Here is a 16,713-nt window from a genome sequence, read left to right as displayed (position 1 = left end):
GCCGCACCCCCTCCCAACTGCACGCCAAGCCACGCACCCGGCGGTGCCCTTGGCCGCCGGCCTCGCCCTGGTCGCCGTGCTGGCCTTGCTGGGCCTGGGCATGGGCGCCGAGGGCTGGCAAGCGCCCTGGCAGGCCTGGGGCGACGCCGGCCAGCGCGCCATCGTGTGGGACATCCGCGCGCCGCGCACCCTGGGGGCTTTCCTCGTGGGGGCCTTGCTGGGCCTGGGCGGCGCGGTGGCGCAAGGCCTGTTCCGCAACCCGCTGGCCGAGCCCCACCTGCTGGGCAGCGCTTCCGGGGCCGGCCTGAGCATGGCCCTGGCGCTGGCCGCGGGCGGTGCTTGGGGCTGGTTGCCGGGGGGGAATGACGCAGCCGTGGCATCCGGCCTGGGTGCGCGCCTGAGCCTGACGGCCCTGGCCTTCGTCGGCGCCCTGGGCGGCGTGTTGCTCACGCTTTTGCTCGCCCGCGGCGCGGCCCACACCCTGCGCTTGTTGCTGGCCGGCGTCGTCGTCGGGGTGGTGCTGGGCGCGCTCACGCAGTGGCTGATGCTGTGGTCGGCCGAAGCCTGGCGGGCCATGCAGGCCTTCATGCTGGGCAACACCGCCTTGCTCGGTTGGGACGCCTGTGCCCTCATGGCCGGGGTGTGGGCGCTCACCTTGCCGCTGGCCCTGGCCCTGTCGCGCGTGCTGGACGCGCTGGCCTTGGGCGAAGACACCGCGCGCAGCCTGGGCGTGCCGCTGGGCCTGGCCCGCGGCGTGCTGGTGGGCGTGCTGGCGGCGGCCACCGCGGCGGCCGTGGCTCAGGCCGGTCTGGTGGCCTTCGTGGGCCTGGCGGCGCCCCACCTGGTGCGCGGCATCAGCGGCGGGCGCCACCGCGTGCTCTTGTGGGCGGCCAGCGCCATGGGCGGCGTGCTGATGCTGGTGTCCGACGTGCTGGCGCGCGGCCTGCTGCCGCCGCAGGAATTGCCCGTCGGTGTGTTGACCGCGGTGCTGGGTGGCCTGTACCTGCTGGTGTTGCTGCACCGGAGGCCGGCATGAGCGCGGCACCGAACGTCCCTGTGCTCCAGGCCCGCGAGCTGAGCGTGCAGCGCGGCCAGGCCACGGTGGTGCGCGGCGTCAGCCTGGCGGCACATGCGGGCCAGTGGCTGGCCATCGTTGGGCCCAATGGCGCGGGCAAGTCCAGCCTCTTGCAGGCCCTGGCCGGGCTGTGGCCGGTGGCCTCGGGCGAGGTGTTGTTGCATGGCCAGAGCGGTGCGCGGGTGTCGGCCCGCCGACATGCCCGCGAACATGCCCGCCAACGCGCCCGACAGCTGGCCTGGATGGGCCAGACCCCACCCGGCGACGAGGCCCTTTCGGTCGATGACACCGTGGCCCTGGGCCGCCTGCCGCACCAGGGCTGGTGGGGCTGGCCGGCGCACTCGGCGGCCGACCGCGAGGCCATCGAACAGGCTTTGCAGGACACCGACTTGCTCGCCCTGCGCCACCGTGCCTTGCAGGCCTTGTCGGGCGGTGAGCGCCAGCGCGCCCACCTGGCCCGCGCCCTGGCCACCCAGGCGCCGGTGCTGCTGCTCGACGAGCCCTCGGCCCACCTCGACGCGCCGCACCAACGCCTGCTGGCCCAGGTGCTGCGCACGCAGGCACAGCGCGGCCGTGCCGTCGTCAGCGTCTTGCATGAATTGCCTTTGGCGCTGGCCGCCGACCGCATCGCTGTGATGCAATCGGGCGTGTTGCTCGCTTGTGGCGATGCCGGTGAGCCCGCCGTGCACCGTGCCATCGAAACCGTCTTCGCGCAGGCCGTGCGCATCGCCCAGGTCGATGGGCGCTGGACGGCCTTGCCCTGCTACTGAAACCCATCCGCACACAACCCCTTCAAGCGCACACCATGGACATCCAGACCCCCCCCACCGAAGCCCCGCAACAGCGCGAGAAGGCCGAGCGCCGCGGCCTGCTCATCGTCAACACCGGCGACGGCAAGGGCAAGAGCACGGCGGCCTTTGGCCTGGCCCTGCGCGCCCATGGCCGTGGCAAGTCCGTGCGCATCTTCCAGTTCATGAAGGTGCCCAGCGCGCGCTTCGGCGAGCACCGTGCCCTGGAGCAACTCGGCATCGCCATCGAAGGCCTGGGCGACGGCTTCAGCTGGAAAAGCAAAGACCTCGAACACTCGGCGCAACTGGCACGCGAAGGCTGGGCGCGGGCCGCCGAAGTCATCGCCGCGGGCGAGACCTTCATGGTCGTGCTCGATGAAATGACCTACCCGCTGATCTACGGCTGGGTGCCGCTGGACGAGGTGGTCAAGGCGCTGAGCGCGCGCCCCTCGCACGTGCACGTCGTCATCACCGGGCGCGACTGCCCGCCCGAAATCATCGCCATCGCCGACACGGTCAGCGAGGTGCGCAAGGTCAAGCACGCCTACGAGGCCGGCATCCCGGCGCAGCGCGGCATCGAAGACTGAGTGGCCCACCCCATGCACGCGACCCCGCACGACCTCATCCCGCAGGTGGCCGACCTGCACGACGCAGCCCTGGCCGCGCGGCTGCAGCACCTCCTCGACCACAAGACCAAGCCGCTGGGCTCGCTGGGCCGCATCGAGGGCCTGGCCCGCCAGATCGGCCTGGTCCTGGGCAGTGAGCGGCCGGTGCTGCAGCAGCCCCAGATGGTGGTGTTCGCGGGCGACCATGGCCTGGCCGCGCGCGGCGTGTCGGCCTTCCCGGCGGAAGTGACGGCGCAGATGGTGGCCAACTTCCTGGGCGGTGGCGCGGCGGTCAGCGTGCTGGCGCGCCAGCATGGCCTGGCGCTGACCGTGGTGGACGCCGGTGTGGCCAGCGCGCTGCCGGCGCACCCGGGCCTGGTCGATGCCAAGGTGGCGCCCGGCACCGCCGATTGCACCCAGGGCCCCGCCATGAGCGCAGCCCAATGCGAGCAAGCCTTGCGGGCCGGCGCCGACGTGGTCCGTGGCTTGCAGGGCAATGCCTTGCTGCTGGGCGAGATGGGCATTGGCAACACCTCCAGCGCCTCGCTCTTGATGGCGCGCCTGAGCGGCCAGCCGCTCACCGACTGCGTGGGCCGGGGCACCGGCCTGGACCGCAGCGGCCTGGTGCGCAAGCTCGCCGTGCTGCAAGAAGCGCTGCATTGCCATGCCGAGGTGCGCGAGCCCCTGGCCGTGCTGGCCGCCTTCGGGGGCTTCGAGATCGCGATGATGGTGGGCGCCATCCTGCAGGCCGCGGCCGAGCGCCGCGTCATCGTGGTCGATGGCTTCATCGTCAGCAGCGCCGTGCTGGTGGCCCAGGCCCTGCAGCCGCAGGTGCTGCAGCGCTGCGTGTTCTCCCACCAGTCGGACGAAAGCGGCCACGCCCGCATGCTGGCGCACCTGGGCGCCGAGGCCGTGCTCAAGCTGGACCTGCGCCTGGGCGAGGGCTCCGGCGCGGCCCTGGCCTGGCCGCTGCTGGTGTCGGCCTGCCACCTCCTGTGCGACATGGCCAGCTTCGAGGCCGCCGGGGTCAGCACGGCCGGGGGTGGCACTGCCGAGCCGCGGGCATGATGCGCGGATGACCTCACTGCTGCACGCCGTTCGCCACACACTGAGCCACGAATTGCGCCTGTTCTTCGTCGCCTTGCAATTCCTCACCCGCGTGCCCGTGCCCGCCTGGGTGGGCTGGCAGCCGCAGTGGCTGCAAAGCTGTCTGCGCCACTTCCCCCTGGTCGGCGCCATGGTGGGCCTGTGGGGCGCGCTGGTGCTGGTGCTGGCCGCGCAGTGGTGGCCACCCGCCGTGGCCGTGGGGCTGTCGATGGCGGCCACCGTCTGGCTGACCGGCGCCTTCCACGAAGACGGCTGGGCCGACACCTGCGACGCCCTGGGCGGCCACGTCGGCCGCGAGCGCGCGCTGACCATCATGAAAGACTCGCGCATCGGTGCCTATGGCGCCATCGGCCTCGTGCTGATGCTGGGCCTCAAGGCCACCGTGCTGGCCTCGCTGGCCACGCCGCGCCTGCAAGAGCTCAACAGCGCCGAGACCAGCCACGTCCGCGAGGTGCTGCTGGCCTGGACGGCGATGGCGCTGGTGTGGTGCCACGCCCTGTCGCGCCTGGTGCCGGTGGTGCTGATCCGCCTGCTGCCTTACGCGGGCGACGCCGACCACGCCAAGGCCAAGCCCCTGGCCATGCAGGTGAGTGGCGCGCAGGTGCTGGCGGCCGCAGGGGGCACCACCCTGGTGGCAGGTGCGATGTGGCTGTGCCTGGCCCAGGCCGGCTGGCCCACGGGCACCCTGTTGGCGGCCATGGGGCAGACCTTGGGGGCCGCCGTGATCGCGGGCGTCTTCTGCCACCGCTGGTTCCAGCGCCGCCTGGGCGGCTTCACCGGCGACGCCCTGGGCGCCAGCCAGCAGCTCTGCGAGCTCATGGCCTTGCTGGCGTGGTTGAGCGTGGTTCACCCGGTGGCATGAGGGCGTTGACGCCAGCGTCCCGGCCGGGCGACACGTGCGCCGAGGTGCACGCCGAGGTATGCGCCTGGCGCCATCCCCGCCCGCGCGGCGTGGCTGGTCGCTGCATCGGCCGCACCGACGTGGCCGTGGACCCGCGCAAGGCCCGCCGCCTGGCGCGGCGCATCCACCGCGAGGCGCTGCGCGAGGCGGCACAGGGCATGACCGCATCCGCTCAGCCGACGCCCCGCGTGGTCTGCTGCTCGCCGCTGCGCCGCTGCCGCGACGTGGCCCGCCACCTGCGCCGCCTGGGCTGGCGCGTGGTGGTCGATGCCGCCTTGCTGGAGGCCAGCTTTGGCCATTGGGACGGCCGTGCCTGGGCCGACATCCCGCGCCACGAGGTCGATGCCTGGGTGGCCGATTTCGCCGACCACGCCCCCGGCGGTGGCGAGTCTTTGCGCCAGGTGCTGGCGCGCGCCGCCGCCTGGGCGCCCCCGGTGCCTGGCGCCACGGTCGTGGCCCACGCGGGTTGGATGCTGGCGCGCCAGTGGTGGCGCCTGCACGGTGCCGCGGCCATCCCCAGCGCCGGGCAATGGCCCTCGGCGCCCCGGTACGGCAGCCGCTGGCGCGGGCTGTGACCGTGCGCCTACCGAGTGGCGGGCTGCAGCGTCCGAGCTCTGAACTCCGTCAACGCACCTCCGAGGTGCATGCGCCGAGCTCTGAGCGCCACACGCCGAGCTCCGAACTCCGCCAGCCGAGCCCTGAGCTCCATGAGCGAACCTTTTTGGTGCGTGCACCGAGCTTGGAGCTCCGCGCGCCGAGCAGCCAAGCTCCGCGCACCGAGCTCTGAGCTCGGACGGAGAACCAAACAGGTGCACGCGCCGAGCTCTGAGCTCGGCATGCGCACCAGATGGGTGCGCCGCTGCGGCAAAAAGCTCGGTATGCCCGGCAAACAGCCTCAGTAGCGCCCCGTCACGCCCGCCAGGCGCAGGTAGGTTTTCGCCACCCAGGCCACGAAGCCGCGGCGCACGCGCGCCCACCAGCCTGGGCGGTGGCCGTTGGGCGGCGGCGGCACCTCGCGGCTGAGGGCGAAGTCCTCGTTCAGCGACGCCGACAGCGTGCGCACGAAGCCGCGGTCCTTGACGATGAGGTTGCCCTCCAGGTTCAGCACCAGCGAGAGCGGGTCCAGGTTGGACGAGCCCACCGTCGCCCACTCGTCATCGACACACAGCACCTTGGCGTGCAGGAAGGCCGGCTGGTACTCGAAGATGCGCACGCCGTGCCACTGCAGCTCGTGGTACAGCACCTGCGCGGCCAGGCCGGCGATGCGGTAGTCCAGCTTGCCCTGCAGCAGCAGGCGCACCTCCACCCCGCGCGAGGCCGCCGAGCGCAGCGCCAGGCGGATGGCGCGGTGCGGGTAGAAGTAGGGCGTGACGATGTCGATGCGCTGGCGCGCCTGCAGGATGGCCTGCAGCGACGCCTGCTCGATGGTGCGGCGCTGGCGCAGGTTGTCGCGCATCACGAAGGCGCTGCGCATGGGCAGGCTGAGGTTCACCGCCTGGGCGATGTCCGATTGCTCCTGCGGCGACAGCCGCAAGCGGGCCTGGCGCAGCAGCTCCTGCAGGCGCTTGAGGCGGTTCGGGTCCTGTGCCCACTGGGTCAGGTCGTCGCGCCAGTCGCGGCCGAACTGCGCGCGCGTCCACACCGCTTTCACCGTGTGCAGCACGGGCGTCACCACGGGGCCTTGGGCCTGCAGGGCGTAGTCCAGCCGCGGCTGGTCCGACCAGCCGTGGTGCAGGTCGTAGTGGTCGTCGATGAGGTTGATGCCGCCGATGAAGGCGTGGGCGCCATCCACCACACAGAGCTTGAGGTGCATGCGCCGCCACTGGCCCGCATCGAAGATGGCCGACCATCCCTTCACCGGGCGGTACACGGCCAGTTGCACGCCGGCCGCGGCCATGTCTTTCCACAGGGCCTCTGGCGCCTCGCGCGAGCCCAGGCCATCCACCACCAGGTGCACCTGCACGCCGCGGCGCGCCGCCCGCATCAGCGCCTGCAGCACGCCGCCGCTCTGGCCCAGCGGCGAGACGATGTAGAGCGCCAGCCAGACGCTGTCCTGGGCCGCGTCGATGCGCTCGGTCAGGGCCGGGAAGAGGTCGCGCCCGCCTTGCAGCAGCCGCACCCGGTTGCCGCCGGTGAACACCGGCTTGCGCTGCGCGTACCAGGCCAGGCCGGCCAGGGCGTGGAAGTCGGCGGTGGCGGTTTCTGCTGTGTGATCCGCTGCGCGATCTGCCGCCTCGCCAGCATCTTTGCCCGGCATCTCAGCCCACCCGCTCCAGCTCGACCACCAGCGGCAGGTGGTCCGACAGGCGCGCCCAGGCCGAGCCCCGCGGCACCATCACCGACACGCAGCGCAGCCCGCGGGTGTAAACGCGGTCCAGCGAGAGCACGGGCACCAGCGAGGGGAAGGTGGCCACGCGGCTGTCGTCGGGGCCCAGGGCGCGCTGCAAGCCGGCGTCCTGCAGGATGCCGTCGAGCTTCTCGTTCCAGTCGTTGAAGTCGCCGGCCACCACCACGGGCGCACCGGCCGGGATCTCGTTGCGCACCAGCGCGGCCAGGCGCTCGGCCTGGCGCGCCCGGCTGGCGTGGATCAGGCCCAGGTGCACCACCACCACGTGCACGGTGACGTCCTGCCAGTGCACGGGCACGTGCAGCAGCCCGCGCTGCTCGAAGCGGTGGTCGGACACATCGTGGTGGCCCACATCGCCCAGCGGCCAGCGCGCCAGCAGGGCGTTGCCATGCTCGCCGCCGCGCGTCACGGCGTTGGTGCGGTAGGCCACCTCGTAGCCCTCGGGTGCGAGGTAATCGGCCTGCGGCGACGACGGCCAGCCCAGGTGGCCGAACTGGGTGCGCGAGAAGCGCCGCGCCTCGGCCTCGTGGAAGTGGCGCACCTCCTGCAGGCAGACGATGTCGGCGTCCAGGGCCTCGACGGCCAGGCCGAGGTTGTGGATCTCCAGGCGCTTGGCCGGCCCCATGCCGCGCACGCCCTTGTGGATGTTGTAGGTCGCCACGCGCAGGCAGGACGAGCCCACCGTCGAGGGCGGCAGCAGGGAGGACTGGAGCGGGTTCAGCACGGCTCGGTTCCCCCGCCTCAGGTGCGCGCCAGGCGCTGGCCGAGACGCTGTGGCAACTGCAGGATGGCCTCGGCGTTGGACGGCGAAAAGCAGCGGTCGGCCGCGGCCTGCCAGGGCAACCAGACGTGCTGGGTGTGCTCGCGCGGGGCCAGGGTGATGGGGGTGTCGCGGGGCACCGTCAGGCCGAAGACGCGCTCGGTGTTGTGCGTCACGCCGGGGGCGTAGCGGTGGCGCCAGACGGGGTAGATCTCGTAGATGTTTTCCAGGGCCCAGTCCTGCAGGGCGCTGTGCGGCACGTCGGGGGCGCCGACGGCGATGCCGGTTTCCTCGGCCACCTCGCGGATGGCGGTGAGGGCCCAGTCTTCGTCCAGCGTGTCCTTGGAGCCGGTCACGCTCTGCCAGAAGCCAGGCTGCTTGGCGCGCTCGATGAGCAGCACGTCCAGGTTGGGCGCGTGGATCACCACGAGCACGGATTGCGGGATCTTGTGTTCGGGGGCAGACATGCCAGCAGTGTGGCATGCCTGCGTGTCCCTGCGCCGCCCGGAGAAGGGGCGGCGCTCAGCGTCACTTCACAGCGTGGAGTGATCCCGGATGCGGTGGATGGTGGCGATGTCCACCGTCCACACCAGGCCGTCGCCGATCACGCCGGTGCTGCAGGCGTCGATGATGGCCTCGCGGATGGGCTCGACCATGTCGTCGTCGGCCAGCACGCACACCATCAGCTTGCCGGTGAAGTCGGTGAGTTCCTCCTTCACGGTGCGCTTGTCGATCGCGGCGGGGGCCGTGAAGCCCTCCGCCTTGAAGATCGTCACGCCGGGGAAGTTGGGGATGGCACGCAGCGTGTCGCGCAGGCGGTCCAGGCGGCTGGGCCGCACGATGGCTCGGATTTCTTTCATGGGTTACTCCTTCTTCCGGGGTCAAGCCTCGGTGGGCTTCTCGTCGAACCAACGGTACAGCGTGGGCAGCACCACCAGGGTCAGCAGGGTCGAGGAAATCAGGCCGCCGATCACCACGATGGCCAGCGGACGCTGCACCTCGGAGCCCGGGCCGGTGGCGAACAGGAAGGGCACGAGGCCCAGCAGGGCGACGGTGGCGGTCATCATCACCGGGCGGAAACGCTGCACGCAGCCTTCGCGCACGGCCTCCAGCACGGCCATGCCGTCTTCGCGCAGGCGGCGGATGCAGGTCACCAGCACCACGCCATTGAGCACCGCGATGCCCCACAGCGCGATGAAGCCCACCGAGGCCGGCACGCTCAGGTACTCGCCCGTCAGGAACAGCCCGATGATGCCGCCCACCGAGGCGAAGGGCAGCACCAGGATGATCAGGCTGGCCAGCTTGACCGAGTTGAACAGCAGGAACAGCAGGAAGAAGATGGCCACGATGGTCAGCGGCACGATCACCGACAGCGTCGCCATGGCGCGCTCCATGTTCTCGAACTGCCCGCCGTACTCGAAGTAATAGCCATCGGGCACCTTGACCTCCTGGTCGATGCGTTGCTGCACCTCGGCCACGAAGCCGGCCAGGTCACGGCCTTCCACGTTGGCGCCCACCACCACACGGCGCTTGCCGCTTTCACGGCTGATCTGTGCGGGGCCGTCCACCAGCTTGATCGTGGCCACCGAAGACAGCGGCACCTGCCCGCCACCCGGTGCCGACAGCAAGGTGTTGCCAATGGCCTCGGCCGACTGGCGCACCTGCGGCGGGAAGCGCACCACCACGCTGTAGCGGCGCTCGCCCTCGTAGAGCGTGGTCACGTCCTTGCCACCGATCGCGGTTTCGATCAGCGCCTGCACGTCGGCCACGTTCAGGCCGTGGCGGGCGATGGCCTGGCGGTCGATGTCCACCGTCAGTGCCTGCTGGCCCGACAGCCGCTCGATGCGGATGTCGCGGCTGCCCTCCACGCCCTTGAGCAGGCGCGCGATCTGCTCGGACACGCGCTTGAGCTCGCCGAGTTCGTCGCCGAAGACCTTGATGGCGACCTGCGAGCGCACGCCCGTCACCATCTCGTCAACGCGCTCCGAGATCGGCTGCGACAGCACGATCTGCACACCGGGGATGGTGGACAGGCGCTGGCGGATGTCCTCGTCCACCTCGTCCTGGCTGCGGCCGGACTTGGGGTCCAGCAGCACGATGGGGTCGGACTCGTTGGGGCCCGCCGGGTCGGCCGGCGACTCGCCACGGCCCAGCTTGGACACCACCATGCTCACCCCGGGCACTTCCGAGATGGTCTTCATCGCCGCCATTTCCATGCGGATCGACTCGTCCAGCGAGATGCTGGGCACGCGGTTGATCTGCGGCGTGAGCGCCCCTTCCTTCATCGTCGGCATGAAGGACTTGCCCAGCAGCGGGAACAGCGCCAGCGAGCCCAGCAGCAGCGCCACCGAGGCCGTCATGGTGATGCGGTACGAGCGCGTGGCGCCGTCGAGCATCTTCAGGTAGTGGCGCTTGAGGAAGGCGATGAGCTTGGTGTCGTGGTCCGAGCCACCCTTGAGGAAGTAGGAGCACAGCACCGGCGACAGGAACAGCGACACCGCCAGCGACACGGCCAGCGCGATGGCGATGGTGAGTGCCAGCGGCGCGAACATCTTGCCCTCGATGCCTTGCAGCGTCATCAGCGGCAGGAACACCAGGATGATGATGGCGATGCCGAAGATGGTGGGCGTGGCCACCTCGGTGGTGGCGGCCAGCACCGTGCGCACGCGAGCGCCCATGCTGTCGCCCGCCTGACCGAGCTTGTGATAGACGTTCTCCACCACCACCACGGTCGCGTCCACCATCAGGCCGATGGCGATGGCCAGGCCCCCCAGCGACATCAGGTTGGCCGAGATGCCGTAGTGGTTCATCATGATGAAGGTGGTCAGCGGCGTGATGATCAGCGTCGCCACCACGATCAGGCTGGAGCGCACGTCACCCAGGAAGATGAACAGCACCACCACCACCAGGAAGATGCCCTCGATCAGCACCTTGCCCACCGTCCACAGGGCCGAGTCCACCAGGTCGGTGCGGTCGTAGTAAGGCACGATCTGCAGGCCATCGGGCAGCATGCCCTTGCCGTTGATCTCGGCCACGCGCTCTTTCACGCGGGTCACGATTTCCTTGGCGTTGCCGGCCCGCATCATCAGCACGATGCCCGAGACGCCTTCGGTGTAGCCACCCTTGATGATGGCGCCCTGGCGCACCTCGCTGCCCACTTCGACCTGGGCCACGTCCTTGACGAACACCGGCACGCCGGCGTCTTCCTTGACGACGATGTTGCCGATGTCGTCGAGCGTGCGGATCAGGCCCACGCCACGGATCAGGTACTGCTCGGTGACCTGGGGCAGGATGCCGCCGCTGGTGTTGGCGTTGTTCGAGGCAATCGCCTGCACCACCTGCTGCACCGACAGGCCGTAGTGGCGCAGCCGGCTGGGGTCCACCAGCGCCTGGTACTGCTTGACGTAGCCGCCTTGCGAGTTGATCTCGGCCACGCCGGGGATCGAGCGCAACAGCGGGCGCACCACCCAGTCCTGCACGGTGCGGCGCTCGGCCAGCTCCGTCGGGGTCAGCGCGCGTTTGCCGTCATCGGGCTTTTCCAGCGTGTACTGATAGACCTCGCCCAGGCCCGTGGAGACGGGGCCCAGCACCGGCGTGATGCCGGCCGGCATGCGCGGCGTGACCTCGATGAGCCGCTCGGTGACGAGCTGGCGCGCGAAGTACACGTCGGTCGCATCGGTGAACACCAGCGTGATGATGGACAGGCCACTCTTGTTGAGCGAGCGCATCTCGACCACACCGGGCAGGCCCGTCATGGCGATTTCCAGCGGCACGGTGACGAAACGCTCGATTTCTTCCGGCGAGCGGCCGGGCGCTTCGGTGGCGATCTGCACCTGCACGTTCGTCACGTCAGGGAAGGCGTCCACCGAGAGGTGCAGGGCGGCGCGCACACCGAAGGCGCACACGACCAGCGCGAGCACGACCACGATGAGCCGTTGTCCGAGCGCAGCCCGGATCATGGATGCAATCATGGCCTTACTCCAGTTCGGCGCGCTTGCGCTCGTTGTTCAGGTGGAAGGCGCCTTCGACGACGACCGGCGTGCCCTCGGCCAGGCCCTTGAGGACCGGACGGCGGCCTTCGCTGGCCGCCCCCAGCTCGACGGGCGTGAGGCGAAAGCGTGTGGGCGAGACCTGCACAAAGACGTGGTCGCGGTCGTTGTCACGCACCACGGCCAAGGTCGGCACGGCCAGCGCATCCACCGGCGTGCCGGCGATGCGCATGGTGGCCAGCATCTGAGGCTTGAGCTCGTGTGCGGCGTTGTCCACCTGCGTGCGCAAGGGCACGGTGCGGGTTTCGGGCGAGACGGTGTCGGCGATCTGGATGACGCGGCCCGAGAGCTGCTTGCCGATGGCCGGCACGCTGATCTCGATCTGCTGGCCGATGCGCGCATTGCGGGCGGCTTGCTCGGGCAGGGCGCCCACGACCCAGACATTGCCCAGGTCGGCCACGGTGAACAGCGGGTCGCCCGGCTGGGCCACCTGGCCCTGGCTGACCTTGCGCTCGACCACCACACCGGCTTGCGTGGCCACCACCAGCGCGTGCGGCGACAGGCTGCCCGAGTCGCGCAGCTTGGCGATGGCATCGCGCGGGATGCCCACCAGCGTGAGCTGGTCGCCGGCGGCGCGCAGTTCGGCCCGCGCGATGGACAGCTCGGACTCGCGGCGCTGCAGTTCGGCCGAGCCGATCACATCGGCCTGGATGAGCTGGCGGGCGCGCTCCACGGCGCGCTCGGCCAGTTGGGTCGAGGCGTGGGCGCGCAGGTAGGACAGCTGCGCGGTGGCGAGCTCCGGGCTGGCCACATGGGCCAGCACCTGGCCGGGGCGCACGCGGTCGCCGACCTCGGCCAGCACCTGCGTGACGCGACCGGTGACGCCCGCGCCGATGCGGGTCACCTGGCGCTCGTTGGCCTCGATGCGGCCACTCACCTCTTGCACCATGGCAATCGGTTCGCGGGCCACCTTGGCGACCTTGAAATTGGCCGCCATGTCGGGCTTGATGGTGACGTCCATCGCCTCTGCCGCCGAGGCGTCAGAGGCTGCGGAGGCGCCGGATGCGGCAGCTGCGGCGGCCGTGCCGTCTTTCTTCGCATCGCCACAGGCGGACATCGCCAGGCTCAAGGCCAGGATGGCGGAGACAGTGAGGCTGAGGGTGAAAGCGGATTTGGCCGACAGGGCCAGCGGGAGGGAGTTCGTGGGTGTCTTCATGGCGTGTCTTGGCTCACTGCGGGGTGGTGGGCGAGGCGGCGAAGCGGCCTGCCAGGGTTTCCAGTTCGATGCGGGCGGCCTGGGACTGGAAGCGGGCTTCCAGCAGGTTCAGGCGCGCAGAGCGCAGCACCCGTTGTGCGTCCAGCACGTCCAGGATGCCGCGCTCGCCGAAGCGGTAGGCGGCCTGCGCGACTTTCAGCGCGGCCTCGGCGTCGAGCACCACACCTTCGCTCAGGGCCTGCACGCGCAGCCGCGCAATGGCCAGGGCCTGCCAGGCATGCTGCAGCTGCTGGCGCAGCTCGGCGCGGCGGCCGTCCAGGCGCCCTTGCAGGCGGCGCAGTTCGGAGCCGGCTTCGCCGATGGCGCCGTCGCGGCGGTCCAGCAGCGGGATCTGCACGCTCACACCGACGCTGGAGTGGCGCAGGTCGGGCTCGCGCGTCTGGCCCACGCGCAGCTCCACGCCCGGCCAGCGGCTGGCGCGCGCGCCGCGCATTTGCGCCTCCGCACGCTCGACCTCGGCTTGCAAGGCACGCAGCTCGGGGTTGTCGGTCTCGGCTTGCGCCATCAGCTCGGCCAGGGAGGGCAGGGGGTTGTCCTCCTGCAGCGAGCCCGCCAGGCTCCAACGCGCCGGCAGGCGGCCGCTGGCCATGCGGTTGAGGGTCAGCAGCACCTGCTCGGCCTGCAAGGCGGCCGTCTGCTGGCGCTCGCGGGCGTGCACGATTTCGGCATCGGCCTTGATGACTTCGTAGCGCGGTGCCTCGCCGCTGGCCACGCGCAAGCGCACGCGCTCGCGCACCTGCTCCAGCAGGGCCAGGTCTTCGCTGGTGACGCCGGCTTCGGCGCGGCGCAGCAGGTACTCGCTGGCGCGCAGGCGGGTTTCGCTGACCACGGCATTGCGCGTCAGCGTGATCGCGTGTTCGGTACCGCGTGCGGCCGCCTCGGCAGCGCCCCGGCGGGCGTCACGCGCCGAAGGGTTCTCGATCATCTGCGACACCCCCCAGCCTTGCACCGCACCCGGCACGGCACCCGGCATGCGGGCCTGGTTGCGGCCGCTTTGCCACTCCAGCCGCGGGTTGGCATAGGCCGTTGCGGTCTGGATGCCTGCCGTGGCGGTCACCCGCGCTTGCTGGGCCGACAGCAATTCGGTGTTGTTGGCGACCACGGTGGCGATCAGCTCGTCCAGCGAGAGCACGCGGACGGTCTCGGCGGCCGTCGCTGCAGCGCTGGCCGATGCCGGTGGCGCGGCGGCCTGGGTGTTCGCCGGGGCGGGCGTCACCTGAGCGTGGATTGGCAGGGTCAGGCCTGCCAGGCAGAGCCAGGCCAGCCCAGCCAGGCGTGAGGGAGGGAGGGTGTGTTTCGACATGGGTGGGTGCCGCCGGCGCCAGATGGCAGCCGGCGAGCGGAGTTGCTGGAAATAGGGGGGCGCACTTGCCAGAACAGCGAGGTGCGCGCTGAACCACCCCGAGGGGGTGGGGCCGGCGGTCAGCCGGCGATCAGCCTGGGTGGGCGCAAGGGCAGGCTCAGCCAAGGTTGGGCCGGACCCAGGTCCGTGAGGATGGCGGGGTGCACTTCAGGGTGGGTCGAAGGGACCCAGGGCTTGTGCAGGATCAGCAACTCACCGCGATCGTCGTCGCCACCGGAGAAGGTGTGCCGGTCTTGCTCGGCATCGCTGCCCCGGTCTTGCTGGGAATCTTCCAGCACGCACACCCAGCGATCGGGCGCATCAGACCCGGCGGCCGGTGTGATCTCCAGCGCCCACGCACCCTTGCCCATCGTCAGCATGACGGTGGTCAGGATGATCAGGGTTCTCAGCCAGAGCAGGGCGGGGCGCATGCAGCAGGGTGTGTGGGGTGGGCCGTGACCTCGACCACGGTGTGGGCAGGAGGTCCAGGGTAAACGAGCTTGCGCTCGATCACGCCATCAGCCATCGCATTGTGGCGCATTCTTCACGTCCATGCAGGGCACCGGAACAATCTGACCCCTGAAAAAAAGCCACCCGGAGGTGGCTTTGTGGCGTGCTCCGGGGAGCGTGTGGTGGCGCATCTCGCCGATCAGGCTGCCGTGGCGCCACCTGCGGCCGCGGCGTTGCGCAGGCGGATGTGCAGCTCGCGCAGCTGCTTTTCGTCCACGTTCGACGGGGCGCCCGTCAGCAGGCACTGGGCGCGCTGGGTCTTGGGGAAGGCGATCACGTCGCGGATGGACTCGGCCTTGGTCATCAGCGTCACCAGGCGGTCCAGGCCGAAGGCCAGGCCACCGTGAGGGGGCGCGCCGTACTGCAGGGCGTCCAGCAGGAAGCCGAACTTCACCTGGGCGTCTTCCTTGCTGATGTTCAGGGCGCTGAACACCTTGGACTGCACGTCGGCGCGGTGGATGCGGATGGAGCCGCCACCCAGTTCCCAGCCGTTGAGCACCATGTCGTAGGCCTTGGCAATGCACTTGCCCGGGTCCGTGTCCATGTAGTCCTCGTGGCCGTCCTTCGGCGCGGTGAAGGGGTGGTGCACGGCGTTCCAGCGCTCCGACTCGTCGTCGTACTCGAACATCGGGAAGTCCACCACCCACAGCGGGGCCCAGCGGTCTTCGAACAGGCCGTTCTTCTTGCCGAAGTCGGAGTGGCCGACCTTCAGGCGCAGGGCGCCGATGGCGTCGTTGACGACCTTCTCCTTGTCCGCGCCGAAGAAGATCAGGTCGCCGTCCTTGGCCGCCGTGCGCTCCAGGATCTTGGCGATGGCCGCGTCATGCAGGTTCTTGACGATGGGCGATTGCAGGCCCTCGCGGCCCTTCGCGACTTCGTTGACCTTGATCCAGGCCAGGCCCTTGGCGCCGTAGATCTTGACGAACTCGGTGTAGGCGTCGATTTCGCCGCGGCTGATGGCGGCACCGCCCGGGATGTTCAAGGCCACCACGCGGCCGCCCTTGGTCGTGGCGGGCGTCGAGAAGACCTTGAAGTCCACGTCGCCCATCACGTCGGTCAGCTCGGTGAATTCGAGCTTGACGCGCAGGTCGGGCTTGTCCGAGCCGAAGCGGTGCATGGCGTCGGCGTACTTCATGACCGGGTAGGCGCCCAGGTCCACGTTCAGCGCCTTCATGAAGACATGGCGGATCATGCCTTCGAACATGTCGCGGATTTCCTGCTCGGTCAGGAAGCTCGTCTCGATGTCGATCTGGGTGAATTCGGGCTGACGGTCGGCGCGCAGGTCTTCGTCACGGAAGCACTTGGTGATCTGGTAGTAGCGGTCGAAGCCGGCCACCATCAGCAGCTGCTTGAACAGCTGGGGCGACTGCGGCAGCGCGAAGAACTGGCCGTCGTGCACGCGCGAGGGCACGAGGTAGTCGCGCGCGCCTTCGGGCGTGGACTTGGTCAGCATCGGGGTTTCGATGTCAACGAAGCCGTGCTCGTCCAGGAACTTGCGCGCTTCCATCGCCACGCGGTAGCGCAGCATCAGGTTCTTCTGCATGTAGGGGCGGCGCAGGTCCAGCACGCGGTGCGTCAGGCGGGTCGTCTCCGACAGGTTGTCGTCGTCGATCTGGAACGGGGGCGTCACCGAGGCGTTCAGCACTTCCAGGCTGTGCGCCAGGATCTCGATCTTGCCGCTGGTCAGGCCGGCGTTCTCGGTGCCGGCGGGGCGGGGGCGCACCAGGCCGGTGATCTTCAGGCAGAACTCGCCACGCACGTCTTCAGCGACCTTGAAGGAGTCGGCGCGGTCGGGGTCGAACACGACCTGCACCAGGCCTTCGCGGTCACGCAGGTCGATGAAGATCACGCCGCCGTGGTCGCGGCGACGGTGGGCCCAGCCCATCAGCGTCACGGTCTGGCCCATCAGCGCTTCGCTGACCAGACCACAGTAAGTGGTGCGCATTGTTGTGTTCTCCGGCAAAGGGCGTGCGCAGGGTGCACGCGGCGGCCATGTGGCCAATGTCTCGGTTG

Annotated in this window: 15 protein-coding genes; 6 read left to right on the top strand and 9 right to left on the bottom strand. The window is 70.2% G+C overall.

Annotated features, from left to right (window positions below):
- Window positions 1-49: 49 nt before the first annotated feature.
- From EV672_RS01600 to EV672_RS01575, 6 genes are read left to right on the top strand one after another with little or no spacing between them, the layout of a single operon-like run.
- The gene (locus tag EV672_RS01600; protein ID WP_279536164.1) at window positions 50-1,036 is read left to right on the top strand and encodes a FecCD family ABC transporter permease; all 987 of its coding nucleotides are present in this window, start codon (window positions 50-52) and stop codon (window positions 1,034-1,036) included.
- Window positions 1,033-1,845 carry an ABC transporter ATP-binding protein gene (locus EV672_RS01595; protein WP_133605822.1) on the top strand — a complete coding sequence of 271 codons (813 nt, stop codon included), beginning with the start codon at window positions 1,033-1,035 and terminating at the stop codon, window positions 1,843-1,845. The genes EV672_RS01600 and EV672_RS01595 overlap by 4 nt, the downstream gene beginning before the upstream one ends.
- A gap of 35 nt (window positions 1,846-1,880) precedes the next feature.
- The gene (gene cobO, locus EV672_RS01590; protein ID WP_133605821.1) at window positions 1,881-2,450 is read left to right on the top strand and encodes a cob(I)yrinic acid a,c-diamide adenosyltransferase; all 570 of its coding nucleotides are present in this window, start codon (window positions 1,881-1,883) and stop codon (window positions 2,448-2,450) included.
- 12 nt (window positions 2,451-2,462) lie between these two features.
- The gene (gene cobT, locus EV672_RS01585; RefSeq protein WP_133605820.1) at window positions 2,463-3,536 is read left to right on the top strand and encodes a nicotinate-nucleotide--dimethylbenzimidazole phosphoribosyltransferase; all 1,074 of its coding nucleotides are present in this window, start codon (window positions 2,463-2,465) and stop codon (window positions 3,534-3,536) included.
- 7 nt (window positions 3,537-3,543) lie between these two features.
- A complete protein-coding gene (locus EV672_RS01580) occupies window positions 3,544-4,437 on the top strand; it encodes an adenosylcobinamide-GDP ribazoletransferase (protein ID WP_166643408.1) in 894 nt (297 codons plus the stop codon).
- 5 nt (window positions 4,438-4,442) lie between these two features.
- Entirely contained in the window at window positions 4,443-5,051 is a 609-nt protein-coding gene (locus EV672_RS01575) for a histidine phosphatase family protein (RefSeq protein WP_243738457.1), read from the top strand.
- Window positions 5,052-5,371: 320 nt separating this feature from the next.
- Here EV672_RS01575 and clsB read toward each other — a convergent pair whose 3' ends face one another.
- The 9 genes from clsB to aspS all read right to left on the bottom strand — a co-directional run bounded on the left by clsB (window position 5,372) and on the right by aspS (window position 16,645).
- Window positions 5,372-6,733, bottom strand: a complete 1,362-nt coding sequence (clsB, locus tag EV672_RS01570; RefSeq protein ID WP_133605818.1) for a cardiolipin synthase ClsB — start codon at window positions 6,731-6,733, stop codon at window positions 5,372-5,374.
- Between the two features lies 1 nt (window position 6,734).
- Complete coding sequence (locus EV672_RS01565) at window positions 6,735-7,544, bottom strand: endonuclease/exonuclease/phosphatase family protein (RefSeq protein WP_133606435.1); 810 nt, start codon at window positions 7,542-7,544, stop codon at window positions 6,735-6,737.
- A 20-nt stretch (window positions 7,545-7,564) separates the two neighbouring features.
- Complete coding sequence (gene nudB / locus EV672_RS01560; RefSeq protein ID WP_133605817.1) at window positions 7,565-8,050, bottom strand: dihydroneopterin triphosphate diphosphatase; 486 nt, start codon at window positions 8,048-8,050, stop codon at window positions 7,565-7,567.
- A 66-nt stretch (window positions 8,051-8,116) separates the two neighbouring features.
- On the bottom strand, window positions 8,117-8,443 hold the full coding sequence (locus tag EV672_RS01555; protein ID WP_133605816.1) for a P-II family nitrogen regulator: 327 nt from the start codon (window positions 8,441-8,443) through the stop codon (window positions 8,117-8,119).
- A gap of 21 nt (window positions 8,444-8,464) precedes the next feature.
- A complete protein-coding gene (locus tag EV672_RS01550) occupies window positions 8,465-11,554 on the bottom strand; it encodes an efflux RND transporter permease subunit (protein WP_133605815.1) in 3,090 nt (1,029 codons plus the stop codon).
- 4 nt (window positions 11,555-11,558) lie between these two features.
- Window positions 11,559-12,788 (bottom strand): efflux RND transporter periplasmic adaptor subunit, encoded by a 1,230-nt coding sequence (locus EV672_RS01545; RefSeq protein ID WP_133605814.1) that lies wholly within the window; start codon window positions 12,786-12,788, stop codon window positions 11,559-11,561.
- Window positions 12,789-12,801: 13 nt separating this feature from the next.
- On the bottom strand, window positions 12,802-14,151 hold the full coding sequence (locus EV672_RS01540; protein WP_133605813.1) for a TolC family protein: 1,350 nt from the start codon (window positions 14,149-14,151) through the stop codon (window positions 12,802-12,804).
- A gap of 119 nt (window positions 14,152-14,270) precedes the next feature.
- Entirely contained in the window at window positions 14,271-14,621 is a 351-nt protein-coding gene (locus EV672_RS01535) for a hypothetical protein (RefSeq protein WP_133605812.1), read from the bottom strand.
- Between the two features lie 218 nt (window positions 14,622-14,839).
- Complete coding sequence (gene aspS / locus EV672_RS01530; protein ID WP_133605811.1) at window positions 14,840-16,645, bottom strand: aspartate--tRNA ligase; 1,806 nt, start codon at window positions 16,643-16,645, stop codon at window positions 14,840-14,842.
- Window positions 16,646-16,713 lie beyond the last annotated feature (68 nt).

The organism is Aquabacterium commune (assembly GCF_004362855.1).
GTDB classification, from domain to species: Bacteria; Pseudomonadota; Gammaproteobacteria; order Burkholderiales; family Burkholderiaceae_C; genus Aquabacterium; species Aquabacterium commune.
This window is presented reverse-complemented; position numbering and strand designations above follow the sequence as displayed.

Coding starts and splice junctions, on each gene's coding strand:
- EV672_RS01545 (WP_133605814.1), bottom strand. CDS start 12,788: ATGAAGACACCCACGAACTCCCTCCCGCTGGCCCTGTCGGCCAAATCC.
- EV672_RS01555 (WP_133605816.1), bottom strand. CDS start 8,443: ATGAAAGAAATCCGAGCCATCGTGCGGCCCAGCCGCCTGGACCGCCTG.
- nudB (WP_133605817.1), bottom strand. CDS start 8,050: ATGTCTGCCCCCGAACACAAGATCCCGCAATCCGTGCTCGTGGTGATC.
- EV672_RS01580 (WP_166643408.1), top strand. CDS start 3,544: ATGACCTCACTGCTGCACGCCGTTCGCCACACACTGAGCCACGAATTG.
- cobT (WP_133605820.1), top strand. CDS start 2,463: ATGCACGCGACCCCGCACGACCTCATCCCGCAGGTGGCCGACCTGCAC.
- EV672_RS01540 (WP_133605813.1), bottom strand. CDS start 14,151: ATGTCGAAACACACCCTCCCTCCCTCACGCCTGGCTGGGCTGGCCTGG.
- EV672_RS01535 (WP_133605812.1), bottom strand. CDS start 14,621: ATGCGCCCCGCCCTGCTCTGGCTGAGAACCCTGATCATCCTGACCACC.
- cobO (WP_133605821.1), top strand. CDS start 1,881: ATGGACATCCAGACCCCCCCCACCGAAGCCCCGCAACAGCGCGAGAAG.
- EV672_RS01595 (WP_133605822.1), top strand. CDS start 1,033: ATGAGCGCGGCACCGAACGTCCCTGTGCTCCAGGCCCGCGAGCTGAGC.
- EV672_RS01550 (WP_133605815.1), bottom strand. CDS start 11,554: ATGATTGCATCCATGATCCGGGCTGCGCTCGGACAACGGCTCATCGTG.
- aspS (WP_133605811.1), bottom strand. CDS start 16,645: ATGCGCACCACTTACTGTGGTCTGGTCAGCGAAGCGCTGATGGGCCAG.
- clsB (WP_133605818.1), bottom strand. CDS start 6,733: ATGCCGGGCAAAGATGCTGGCGAGGCGGCAGATCGCGCAGCGGATCAC.